Source organism: Streptomyces sp. NPDC032161, assembly GCF_040636995.1.
GTDB lineage: Bacteria > Actinomycetota > Actinomycetes > Streptomycetales > Streptomycetaceae > Streptomyces.
Genome location: NZ_JBEZVN010000068.1, coordinates 1 through 12554 on the forward strand (window position 1 = coordinate 1; position 12554 = coordinate 12554).

Annotated in this window: 6 protein-coding genes and 1 pseudogene; 2 read left to right on the plus strand and 5 right to left on the minus strand. The window is 67.9% G+C overall.

The features are described from left to right. Positions 1-150 precede the first annotated feature (150 nt). Positions 151-350 (plus strand): annotated as a pseudogene (locus AB0E67_RS35395) (transposase); the annotation flags it as partial. Positions 351-544: 194 nt separating this feature from the next. On the opposite strand, the gene AB0E67_RS35400 reads toward AB0E67_RS35395, so the two are convergent. After that, positions 545-1078, minus strand: coding sequence for a hypothetical protein (locus AB0E67_RS35400; protein ID WP_362034821.1), 534 nt, complete (start codon positions 1076-1078; stop codon positions 545-547). A 122-nt stretch (positions 1079-1200) separates the two neighbouring features. Then, on the minus strand, positions 1201-7419 hold the full coding sequence (locus AB0E67_RS35405) for an RHS repeat-associated core domain-containing protein (RefSeq protein WP_362034823.1): 6219 nt from the start codon (positions 7417-7419) through the stop codon (positions 1201-1203). A 430-nt stretch (positions 7420-7849) separates the two neighbouring features. Between AB0E67_RS35405 and AB0E67_RS35410 the strand changes: the two genes are divergently transcribed. Next, complete coding sequence (locus tag AB0E67_RS35410; protein WP_362034825.1) at positions 7850-10873, plus strand: FG-GAP-like repeat-containing protein; 3024 nt, start codon at positions 7850-7852, stop codon at positions 10871-10873. A 160-nt stretch (positions 10874-11033) separates the two neighbouring features. Here the strand turns inward: AB0E67_RS35410 and AB0E67_RS35415 are convergent, their stop codons facing one another. The 3 genes from AB0E67_RS35415 to AB0E67_RS35425 form a co-directional block, all read right to left on the minus strand. Beyond that, positions 11034-11240, minus strand: a complete 207-nt coding sequence (locus tag AB0E67_RS35415) for a DUF6207 family protein (RefSeq protein ID WP_362034831.1) — start codon at positions 11238-11240, stop codon at positions 11034-11036. A gap of 205 nt (positions 11241-11445) precedes the next feature. After that, positions 11446-11607 (minus strand): hypothetical protein, encoded by a 162-nt coding sequence (locus tag AB0E67_RS35420; RefSeq protein WP_362034827.1) that lies wholly within the window; start codon positions 11605-11607, stop codon positions 11446-11448. Between the two features lie 131 nt (positions 11608-11738). Then, positions 11739-12113, minus strand: a complete 375-nt coding sequence (locus AB0E67_RS35425; protein WP_362034829.1) for a hypothetical protein — start codon at positions 12111-12113, stop codon at positions 11739-11741. Positions 12114-12554: the final 441 nt, after the last annotated feature.

A 12554-nucleotide genomic window follows, 5' to 3' on the forward strand; every position in this document is an offset into this window, starting at 1 on the left:
GTACCGCTTCGTGTACTTGCTTCCCACCTGGTGCTACTTCCTCTGGAACCTCAAGATCCCAGTCTCCAGGTGTCCACGATCAAGGGGAAGCTTCACGCACTGGGCGCACCCGATGTCCGACACCGGTCAGGAGTGGACGACACCATGGGGGAGTGGCTGACGGTGTTCCTGCTGCCCGCCTACTCGCCGGACCTGAACCCCGTCGAGTGGGTATGGGCACACGTCAAGCGCAGCCTGGCCAACCTCGCCGTGGTCGCCCTCGACCGGCTCGAAGCCCTCGTACGCAACCGGTCAAACGCCTCCAGTACCGGCCCGACACCCTCGACGGCGTCATAGCCGGCACCGGCCTGACCTGGACGACCTTGCCTCACCCTGACGAGCCGAAGTCAGTAGTGTTCCCTCGCTGGTGGGTACGGCGTAGCAGAACGGGTTGGTGCCGAACATTGGTTCGTTGGTGCCTATGAGGGCCACCTGTGGAACCGGTGGTCTCGAAGCGGGCAAAGAGAGGCTCTCGTCGATTCGGCAGAGCACTTCGGGGCTGGGGTCAGCCGAGGATTAGGGAGGCCACGGCGCATCCGACGGCTGCCAGGAGCATTCCGTCCGCGATGGTGTCGGCGACCAGTATGCGTCGTACCGGGCCGTCCGCGCCGGGTCGGCGGCGGCCCTTTTTGTGCAGCTTCTTCAGTTCCGCGGCTGTTTTCTCCGACGTCTTGAATATGCGGTCGAGTAGGGAGCCGGCGAATCCGACGACCAGGTAGCCCTCGCCGTCGGTGTCCGCGGCGGATTCCTTGGGCAGCACCATGAGGCTGCCGGACCGGCTGAGCCCGATGCGCTGCACGGCACCGTAGGGCACTTCGTAGGCGAAGAGCGGGTTGACGACGGTGAGTGAGGTGTCGCTGGCGTGGACGCGCGAGCGGGTGACACGATAAGAGAGGGAGCCGATGGCGAGTACCACTGCCACCCCGAACACCCCGTTCTCGTTGCTGTTCAGCCCGACAGCGAATACCGCCGTGGCGGCGCCGAAGTAGAAGATCAGCGCACCTAGGGATAGCACTCTGAAGGAGCGGCGGCGTAGCACGCGCCCTCCTGTGACTCGGCCGTATTGCATAGGTTTCCGCCATTTCGAGGTTTGGGGGGTTTGAGGAGAAGGGAGACCGCCGGGGCCCTCGGGGCCCCGGCGGCGTCATTGCTTCTGCCGGTTCAGCAGGAGCCCACCAACAGGCCGGGACTCATGCTTCCGGCTCCGCAGAACCCGAAGGCGAAGTTGGCGTTGCTGACCATGTTGCCTCTGGTCACGCTCCAGTTGATCGGCCCTGCGTGACGGATGGCCCCGCTGGTCGTGGTCGCCGGTTTGGCGACGACGGAGGACCGGGAGAGCGCGCTGCCCCACATGGCTTCCTTGGCGGTGGCGCCGCCCCAGCGAGCGTACTTGTACGCGGCCACAGTCCCGAGGGCACCCCATGCCAGGTTCTTCGCCAAGGAGGCGTTGTCCAGCTTGCCTGTGGTGATGCCATCGCCAGCATAGATTCCGATGGCCACCGCCGCGCCGGTGATGCCGCACACGCCCGCCGACGCGAGGACGCATGTTACGAAGCCGGCGGCCGGCAGTACGCGGTTTTTCCAGCCGTCCCAGGTGGTGAAGGTGTCCTTCATGCCGTCCTTGAACTTCTGCCAGCCGGAGCGGGTGTCCTTGGTGCTGGTGTTCTTCTTCGTCTCGTTGTCCCGGGCCCGTTGTTCGTCCGCCCTGCGCTGTTGCTCGCGGGCGGCGGCGTCCGCGCGGGCCTGGGCCTGGGCCCGGGCGGTGTTGGAGACGAATGGGCCGTGGACGCGGGGTGTGGCTGTCGGGACGAAGGGGCCGTAGACCGGTCCTCTGCCCGTGGTGCGGGTGGGCACCGTCCTGCGCATGGTGCTGAGGATCCGCGTCACCAGCTTCACCATGGTGATGATTCTGAGGATGAGGCTGCCGAAGAACTTGCCGTCCGGGTCGGAGTACACCAGCGGGTTGTTGTTCCCGTAGGTGTAGCCGTGCATCTGTTGCGGATCGCCGGTGTCGATGATGGGGTCCACGGAGATGAATCGGCCCAGCGTCGGGTCGTACTCGCGGGCCCCGAGGTGGGTGAGTCCGGTGGAGTCCGTCGTGCCGCCGACGAAGCCCTGGTTCCCGGGCCAGTTGGACGGCTGGGCGGTGCGCTGGCCACCGAAGATGTGCTTCTTGCTGCGGGTGAGCGCCTGGCCCGCGCCCATCAGGACCGCGACGGTGGCGGTGCCGTGGTGGTCGGACAGGATGATGCTGGTCTGGCCGGTCGCCTTGGTGGCGATGGTCTTCCCGTCCTGGATGTAGTGACGGGTGCCGGCCTTTGTCCCGTTCTTGTCGAGCTTGAGCTCGTTGCCCGCTGGGAGGTAGAGCGTGGTTCCGGAGACGTCCTTCGCCAGCAGCCGGTCGCCGTCGGCGTCGTAGACGTATTCGGTGGTCTTGGTGTCTTCGGTCACCTTCGCCAGGTGTCCCTCGGCGTCCCATTCCAGGCTCTGCGCGGTGGTTCCGACGTTGCGGGCGGTGGTGTTGCCCGTCTTGTCGAAGGTGTAGGTGTCCTTTCCGACCGTGGGGGAGCCCTCGATCTGCGTGGTCACCGATGTCAGCGCGCGCTTGTTGGCGCCGTCCTCGCCGTAGCTGTAGGTGCGGGTGACGTCCTTGGTCGCCAGGACGTCACCGGCGACCTTGTGCTGGATCTCCTTCTGCCGGTTACCGATGGCGTCGTAGGTGAACTGGTGCCAGTACGCGTCCGGTCCGCCGACCTCGGGGTCCTGGCCGCCGGCGCTGCCGTCGGCGTTCGGACTGGCCTCGCAGTCGTCCGTCGCGGTCCAGGCGTTGGTGATCCGGCGCAGCGCGTCGACGGTGAAGCACTGGGTGTCGACCGACCGCTGCTGGTCCTGGCCGGAGGCCGTGACCAGGCGCGTGATGTTGCCCGCGATGTCGTACGTGTACACCGTGTCGTCAATGCGGGCCGGGCCGGTTTCCCGGTCGGTGACGGTCCGCTTCAGGTTGCCGGTGTGCTCGTCGTACTCCTTGGTCTCCCACACCCGCTGTCCGGTCCGGCCGAATTCGGTGCGCAGGGGGCGCTTGAAGGCGTCGTAGGTGACGTCGTTGACCAGTGGTCCGGTCAGGTTGGTCGTGGCGACGATCTGGTCGTAGGGCAGCGACGTGGAGTAGCGGTGGCTGACGCGTTCCGCGGACTGGCCGGCGAAGGCCGGGTGCCGGGTCCACTCCAGTAGACCGGTGCGCTCGCCGTAGCCGTAGGTCCACTGGTAGGTCCCCGCCAGCGCGCCTTCGCGGGCCGGGATGGTGACCTTGGTGGCGGTGGGCTGGTAGCGGGCGTTCAGGTCGGTGGTCTCCAGCACGTACTCCTGGCCGTCGAGGTGGCGGACCGACTTGGTGAGCTGGCCCTTGGCGACGGTGTCGTAGACCCAGCTGGTCAGCTTGGTTCCGCCCTGGGTGACGGCGGTCTTGCGGCCGATCGCGTCGTAGGACGTGGAGAGCGTCGCACCGTTGGCGTCGGTGGTCGTCACCGGGCGGTCGGCGTCGTCGTACGTGGTGGTGGTCGGGCCCTTGTCCGGGTCCTCGCTGCGGATCGCGCGGTCGCGGTGGTCGTAGGAGAACGTCCACTTCGCGCCGGTCGGGTCGGTGGCGGTCTCCTTCAGTCCGGAAGGCGTGTAGGTGTATTTCGTCGACTGTGAGGTGGTGCGGGCGTCGTTGGTGTACTGGATCAGCTCGACCGTACGGCCGTCCACGTCCTTGACGGTGGTGGTGGCCGTCTCGCCCTTGGGCGGGATGATCGTGGTGCGGTCGCCGTCGTACTGGGTGGAGGTGCGGCGCTGTTCGACGCCGTACTTCTCGGCGATCTGCACTGTGGGGCGGCCCGCGCCGTCGTACTGGGTGCGGATCAGGTCCGCCACCTTCGTGTCGTCGCCGGTCACCAGGGTCGCGGAGGGGTCGCCGGTGGCGTAGTAGCCGTTGTAGGTCTTCCACTCAAGGCCGCGGGAGTCGTACTTCTTCTCCCCGACGACCCGGCCGATGCCGCTGCCGGAGGGGGCCTGTGTCTCGCGCTCGCGGAGCAGGCCGTCGTAGAAGGTGAATTCGGTGCGGTAGGCGCCGGTGTGCCGCAGGGTCTTCGTCGTCACCACCGTGGGATGGGTGCGCGAGACGCTGTAGACGTACTCCTGGCTGGGCTCCTGCGGGTGATCGGCCTTGGACCAGCCGACGTGCCAGGCCTTGACGACCCGGCCGAGGCCGTCGCGGACCGCGTCGGTCCGCTTGCCGTTGGCATCGATCTTGGCCGTCTCCTCGCCACGACCGGGTTCGGTCTCGACGGTCATCACGTGCCCGAGCGCGTTGGTGGTCGTCGTCGTGGTCGGGACGTACCGGGCGGCCGGGGTGAAGGCCGTGACGGTCTTCTCGCCGACCGCGTCGGTGGTCTCGACGGTCCGGCCGTGCTGGTCGGTCTTGTTGGTCTCGACGGTGACGAAGCCGGTGCCGGCCGCGTTCTGTTCATCCACGCGGGTCACGTCGCCCTTGGTGGGGGCTGCGCCGAACGTGGTGGAGCTGTCGAAGTAGGTGCGCTTCTCGGAGATCAGGTCCTGGGGCAGGCTGAGCGCGCTGCCGCAGGCCTTCGAGGTCTTCTTCACGGAGGCAGCGGCGCCCACGAAGTTCGTCCCGGTGTTGCGGGCGTACGTCGTGGTGGTGCAGGACTCGTCACCGCTCCTGGCGGTGTCGCCGTGGTCGGACTCGGTCGTGACCATGCCGTACGCGTCGAAGGCGCGCTCGACCTTGGTGCGGCGCCAGCCGGTGCCGACCTGGGTGCGAGTGGCCTCGGTCTGCTCGCCGGAGGCCAGCCGCGCGGTCAGGGCGGGCAGGCCGGGCCGGGCACGGCTCGCGGTCGCCGCGGACTTCCACGGGGTGAGGACGGTCGCCTCGATGAGCTTGCCGCCGAGGAAGGTGGCCTCCTCCCGGGTCATGCCCGCGAACGCCGGATGGTCGGAGACCTTGTTGCCCTCGGAGTCGGCGACGTCGGCACCGTCGATGCCCCGGAAGTAGCGGTCCTCGGTGTGCAGCTTCGCGCCGTCGTCACCGCTGCCGACCGTGGTGCGGACCCGGCCGTAACCGCGGAAGTCCGAGTAGGTGCGGTGCTCCGGCTTGGCGAAGTCGTCCTGGCTCCTGGCCCAGGCGGCGCCGCCGAGGTAGGTGTAGTCGGTCTGCCTGGGCGGCGCGCCGCCGACCTTGTCCTCCTCCCGCACCTGGGTCACGACGTAGGTGTGGAACCAGTCCTTGACCGGCTCGTACTCGGCGGCCGGTGAGTCCGGGGAGGACCAGAAGACCGGGTAGCAGCGTTTGGTGTTGGACGCCTCTGCGGGCAGGCTGCCCGGGGTGCACTCGGGCGCCGAGTAGTTCACGGCGAGGGTGCCGCCGGACTCGGTGTCGATCGCGTTGACGCGGTAGCGGATCAGCGGCGGGATGCCGTCGCCGACGGTGTCCACGCGGTTCTTCAGCTGGGTGCCCTTGAAGGTGACCGCCGGCAGGGAGACCGCGGTGCCGGTGTGGCCGGTACGGGTCACCGAGTCGAGCCACAGCGCGGGGCTGGACCCGTCGCCCGTGGACGGGAACTGGTGGGTCAGTTTCCAGGAGTCGACCTTCTGGAAGGCCGTGCCGACACGGACCTCCGTGGTGACGTCGGTGATACGCTTGCGTGACCAGAAGGACGGGCTGTACCGGTTCTTGCACTCGGTGCCGGAGGCGCAGTGCTGGTCGAACGGCACATCGGGCCAGTGCTTGGCGTTGTCCTTGGTGAACTTGGTCTCGGCGCAGTCGAAGGACGCGTTCGGCAGGCAGCGTTCGGCGGTGGCGAACGTCACCTTGGCCGCCGGGGTGCCGGTGTACAGGTCGGAGCGTCCCAGGCCGTATTCGATGCGCTTGAGGTAGCCGCCGCGTGTGTACGGGGTGGCGGTGGAGGCGCCGGTGGACATGTTGACGTTCCGGCCGTAGTAGTTGGCCTCCTTGCCCCAGTAGTACGCCATGGCGTCGCCGTGCGGGGTGACGACGTAGTCGAGGTTCCAGCGCCAGCCCTGCTGGCACCAGGAGTCGGCGAACGCGCTCTTGTGGCACGGTTCGCCGGACTGGTTGCCGTAGACGGGCACGGTCCAGGTGGAGTCCGTGGTCGCCTTGCCCTCGGTCCAGCCCGGGAGGCGGTTGTAGCCGAAGTGGTACTGGACGCCGTTGACGTCCGTCACCCGCCAGTACTCGCCGTCGTTGTCACCGTTGGCGCGGGCGGTGTCGGTCAAGCGCTCGACCTTGGTGCCGTCGTCGTTCGCCAGCTTCCAGAGGCCCGTCTTGTCATCCTTGACGAGCTCGCCGCTCTTGCCGCCCAGGGACAGGACGGCGTTGTCGGAGCCCCAGCACAGGTCGCCGTTGCGTGCCTTGTTGTTGCCGTCGGTCATGTCGGCGTTGCAGGGCTTGTAGCGGCGCTCGATGAAACCGGGCTCCAGGCCCCAGCCGTCACCGATGTTGTTGGCCTGGTTGTTGGTCGCGGCTGTGCGCCCGTCGAGCGACGAGGAGTTGTAGCTCAGGGACAGCTTGGGGCCGAGGTCGCCGGGCACCACCGGGGTCTGGAGCTCGTACGACCAAGAGAACGCGCCGGAGGGGCCGCCGGCCTCCCAGCTGGCGGACGGCGCGAGCGGGGTCGCGGTGAAGTCGCCCTCCGGGCCCGAGGGCTTGGAGCTGACCGCGAGCATGGTGCTGGAGGGTGCGGCAGAGGAGAAGGCTCGCAGCTCGCCCTTGTCGCGCGCGGCGGGCTTGCTGCCCAGGTCGGCCCGCGCGGTGACGGTGCCCTCTTCGGGGTTGTTGCGGACCCCGTCGAGCGGGCGGGGCCGGCACTCGTCCTTGCCTGGGCTGGTCAGGGCGCAGGCGGGCAGTTCGGCGAGGGTGAGCCGGGAGGCCCAGCCGCCGCCGTAGGCGTCTTGGAAAGCGGAGTAGTCGACCTTCACCTCGGCGGCGCCGCCGCCCTCGATGGCCAGCACCACACCGTCGACGCCAGCCGCCTCTGTATCCTCGCGGCCCAATACCTCGACGACGATGTCGCCGGTGGCGGCGGGCGTCTTCCCGACCGCCGCGGGCATGACCTCGACGGGCAGGCCCCCGGGCTTGAGCCGCTTGCGCTCGCCGGGACGGGCGAGCGTCACCTCGGCGGTGCCGGGGGAGGGCCAGGCGGCGTCCAGGGCCTCCTTCGCCCGCGGGAAGGCGCTGTCCCCGTCCGGGGTCTTCACCTTCGTGACGGGTACGGGCCGCATCTTCTGGAGCGACGGCAGCGACAGCCGCGTCATCGCCAGGGCCTCGGCGGACAGGAGCCCGGCCAGGAGTGCGGCGGAGGTCACCACCGTCATGGTCCGGGCCGCGCCACGGCGTCCGCGCCCGCGTCCTGCGGGCCTGGCATCTGATCCGATTCCCGCTGGAGCAGCGAATGCGCCGCTGTGTTTGCCTCGGGTTCTTCGAAAACCCATATTCCCCCCTATCGATATGAAGTTTCTTGAGTAGCGTCGCATTATGCAGCCCGTATGTGACGCCCCGACAACCCGCCCCGACAGAAAGCCGATTCGCCCGTTTCATCCAAGAAAGATGATCACGATCCGGCCACAAAACCCCCGGCCTGGACAACCTCTCGGCCAGGTCGCCCTGCCGATATAACTCTTCTTTCCTCGTGCTATACCTGCACTTTGCCTCATTGGAGACCACGTTAATCAGGGGGAGTAGGTCTTGAAAAATTCTCAACTACCCACCAGGCAAAGGAATTTCAACCGTATTCCGGTGTCTCTTGCACTGGTTACCGGACTCGCCGCGCCCGTTCTCGCAGCCACCCCGGCCTCAGCCGTGCCGGACGCCTCTACGGCCACCCAGGCGGCCTCCCCGGCCAACCAACAGGCCGCCGCCGAGACCCAGGCCTCGCAGCGGGCCGCCGCGTCCGGCACGCGCATCGAGGTCGTCTCGCACCGCACGGAGTACAACACTGTCTTCGCGAACCCGAACGGCACCTTCACCATGGAGAGCGCCGCCGTCCCGGTCCGCGTACGGCAGTCGGGCCAGCTCGTGCCCGTAGACCAGCGCCTGGAGCGCACCGCGTCCGGCACGGTCAAGCCCAGGGCGACCGCCGTGGGGCTGGAATTCTCCGGCGGCGAGGACGCTCCGCTGGTGACCATCACGCGCAACGGCCGATCGATGACCGTCGACTGGCCGGGCAAGCTGCCCCAGCCAGTGCTGGACGGCGACACCGCGACCTACCCCGAGGTACTGCCCGGCGTGGACCTGCGGATGAAAGCCGCAGTCGGCGGCTTCCAGCAGCTGCTCGTGGTGAAGTCGGCCGAGGCCGCGCAGAACCCGGCGCTCAAGAAGATCAAATTCGACCTCTCCGCCTCCGGTGTCTCCGTCTCCACCGACCCAGACGGCAACCTCCGGGCCGTCAACCCCGCCGGCCAGGAGGTGTTCACCGCCCCTACCCCGACGATGTGGGACTCCTCCGGCATCCCCACCGGGCAGCCTCCCACCGCCGCGCCCAAGGCGCTGCGCTTGGCGCAGGCCCCGAGCGTCGACGCCGCCCTGGCCCAAGACCTGGGCAACCTGCCGGCCACCCCCGCCGAGGACGTCTTCGAACCTCGCGAGGGCGCGACGGAGAAGCAGATGCCGATCTCGATCGGCGACGGCTCCCTGTCGCTCACCCCGGACGCGCAGATGATGACCGCCAAGGACACCGTCTACCCGATCTACATCGACCCGACCGTCAGCGGCGCCCGCCTCAACTGGACCTCGGTCGCCAAGAAGTACCCGACGACCTCGTACTGGAACCACACTTCCAACGTGGCACGGGTCGGCTATGAGTCGGACACCGGCGGCACATGGCGGTCCATGTTCACCATGGACAGCAAGAAGCTGCACGGCAAGCAGATCCTGAACTCGACGTTCCGCATCAAGAACACACACTCCTGGTCCTGCGCCGACCGTGCTGTCGACCTGTGGCGGGTCAATACGATCTCCTCCGCCACTACCTGGAGCAAGCAACCCACTTGGGTCTCCAAGGCCGCCAGCGTCAACGACTCCAAGGGCTGGGGCTCCGGCTGCCCGGCCGGCAACCTGGAGTTCAAGATCAAGGCGCTGGCAGAGCTCGCCGCGCAGGGCAAATGGGCGAACGTCACTCTCGGTCTGCGCGCCTCCGAGACGGACACGTACGCGTGGAAGAAGTTCGACGCCTCCACAGCCGTCTTCTCCACCGACTACAATACGCCCCCGAGCACCCCCACGAACCTCGCCACCAGCCCGGCCACCGAGTGCACCAAGCAGCCCAGCACAACCATCGGCAACACCGATGTCCAACTGAGCGCGAAGATCACCGATGGTGACGGCGGCTCAGTCACGGCCCGCTTCAAGGTGGTGCGCACCGACACCAACGCAGTCCTGTTCGAGAAGACCCAGGCCGTCACCTCTGGCAACGTCGCCCGGATGACCGTCCCGAAGAGCACCCTCGCCGACGGCCGCCAGCACTCCTGGCAGGTGCGGGCCGAGGACGGCAAGACCACCTCCGCTTGGAGCGGCGCATGCCGCTTCGCGGTCGACCAGAGCGTCCTGAGCACGCCCCCGGACATCGTCTCGCCAGAGTTCCCCGACGGCTCGGACGGCAAGCCCGAGGTGACCGGTACGGCCCGTACCACCGAAGGATTCTTCACCCTCTCACGCGGCAAGGCCACCGGCGTCGCGTCGTACGAGTACTGGGCCGAGTGGGCGCCAACCGTCAAGACCGCCAAACCCGCAGCGGTGGACGGCAGCGTCACCGTCAAACTCACCCCTCCGTCAGCAGGCCCGCTCCGCATCTTCGCCCGCTCGCTGAGCCAAGGCGGCAACCGCAGCGCCATCCAAACGTACCTGTTCTACGCCGAATCCCCGGCCCTGAAGGACCAGCCCGGCGACCTCAACGGTGACGGCAGCGCCGACATGTACGCGCTGGAGACCAGCGGCGTGCTGCGCATGTACGCAGGCCACGGCAACGGCACCGTCGCCCCTTACCGCCGCGCGAGCAGCACCAACCTGGCCGGCGCCTCCATCACTCACCGCGGCGACTGGACCGGCGACGGCTACGAGGACCTGGTTGCCGCTGTCGGCGCCAAGGGCAGCCGCCAGATCCAGGTCTTCCCGAACAACGGGTACGGCTATGCCTGCACCTTCTACGGCGAGGAGGCCGAGGACCTGGTCTGCAACGACGAACGTCGCGACCTCAAGGTCTACGAGGAGGCGAACAACCACTTCAAGAACGCCGACCAGATTCTCGCCATCGGCGACGTCGACGGCGCCACGGACCTGGACGGCAACGGCACGATCGACGAGTGGGACCTGCCGTCCCACCCGGATCTTCTGGTCAAGGAGGGCAACCTGCTGTGGCTGTACTTCGGCCACTCCTCCGGCTACCTGGACGAGTACGCCGAACCAGTCCTCGTTGGCACCGGCAGCTGGGGCCTCTACGACCTGGCCGCGCCCGGCGACCGCACCGGAGACGGCCACGTCGACCTCCTCGCGCGCAACCGCACCACCGGTGAGCTGCGCCTGTACCCCGGCACCGACGCGGCCGGCGGCGGGCTCGGCGACGGGCCCTCGTCCACAGTCGTGGGCACAGGCTGGACCACGACGAACCGCCCGCTAATCACGGCGGTCCCCGACGGGAACGGCGACGGTAAGACCGACATCTGGTCCACGGGCGGCGACGGCAAGCTGTACTTCTACAGCAACATCCAGGGCAGCGGCACCGAAGTGGGCCCGAGCGGCTGGGCTATCTTCAGCGCCCTCAGCTGACCTGCGACCGGCATCGAGGGGCGGGGCCGCAGCCACCTCGGCTGCGGCCCCGCCCCTCTTCCCGAAGAAGGGGTTACCGACCCAAGCGCTCCAGGAGCACGCGGTACTCGTCCCACATGCACGCTCCGGCGCGCCGCAGAAGACCACGCACGCTGATACTTCACCGCGCCCCAGGCCGACGCACATCGGCATAGACCCGTGTCCGAACCCCGGGCCCACTCGGCAGGCGCCGCACCGGTGTGATCCCGGAGGTGGCCCACTGCCGCTGGAGGCCGTCCATCACCGCGCCGAGGGTGCCCTCGTCCGCGGCAGTGATGTCCAGGGCCACAAGCCCTGGCTCGGCGATGAGCTGCCCGTCGATCTGGATGACCTCACCGACGCCCCCGCCCGGCCCGCGGTTCGCCGAGCAGACAGGGTGCCTCCGTGCGAGGGAGCCCGGTCACCGGCTTGACCGACGCCGGTCGCGCGACCCGTCCCTGGCCCGTAGGCATGAAGGGCAGCCGCGCCCGCCAGCAGGACTGGGCCGGCTGCCCCGCCCCGGTCCGGCGTCTGACCACGGTCCCGACGGCTGGTCAGGCGCCGGTGATGTGGTCGAAGCCTTCGAGTATCGGGGTCAGTTCTTGCGCGCGGCCGCGCAGCCGTGTCCCCGGTTTCTCCGCGATGTTCAGCGCGTGCTCCAGATCGAGCAGTGGGGCGTTCTGGGGTGCCTCTTCGTAGTCCGGCGCGTGCAGCACGCCCCGAGCCGGGCCTCGCCCACCGCGGGCCTTGGACAGCACCCATCCCGAAGACCGGCGTGCCCCGAGGATCTCCCGCACCGCCGACCGCGGCGGTGGTTCCCGCCGCTCGGTGGCGACCGAGCGCTTGATCAGTCGTTGATCAGCGGCTGAAAGGTTTCGGAGAACTCGCCGTTCTCGATCAGTCCGGCGATTACGTCGGTCATGTTGTCAATGCCGGGATCCCTGACGATCAGACCATCCGAGACCCAGAAGTACCGGCCCCCAAGGGCCTCGTCGGTCCCTGCCCAGAGTTTCATCAGGCGCTCGACTTCCACGACGGTGAACACGGTCGCGGTCCAACGAGACCCATCATTCAGAGTCACGAAGACATCGACGTTGCAGACGGCGTCCAAGTCCTCGCCGTCGCCGGGCAGGAACGACGCCTCGAAGTCCTCCATGCGGACCCGATACCAGGGCTCGTCCCACCCTCGCTCGATCGGTTCAGCCGATGTGCTGTGACTCATCGCGCGAGTGTCCCCGATCGGGGCATCGGTCTCAACTGAGGTGACCCCGCCCCTCCACCCGATGTGTGTACAGAGGGTGACGGTGCATCGGATGCGGTGCACTCGATGCACCCCCCTTGACCAAGTGTGCCGCCGGATTCCACCCAGTCCACCGAGTGGAAAGCAACCCTTGTCCAGGCATGAGTTTCCGCGAGTTCTTCGACGTTTTCCCTTGACGTGTGTCCTGAACATGGAAGGAAGTTGCATGTAGGAGCAGTTTCCAGAAGTGATGCTGTGCGAGAGATGAAGGTTTTATGGCCCTTCGGAGCCGCCCTGCGGGGGGAGGCTTCAAACCGCCTCATGCTGCGTTACTGAGGTTGAACTCGCGATGTCGCCCTGCTTCCTCAGGTAGGTGTGGTCGTCAGGCCGGTCTCGGCGAGGCAGCCGTCTATGAGGTGGCTG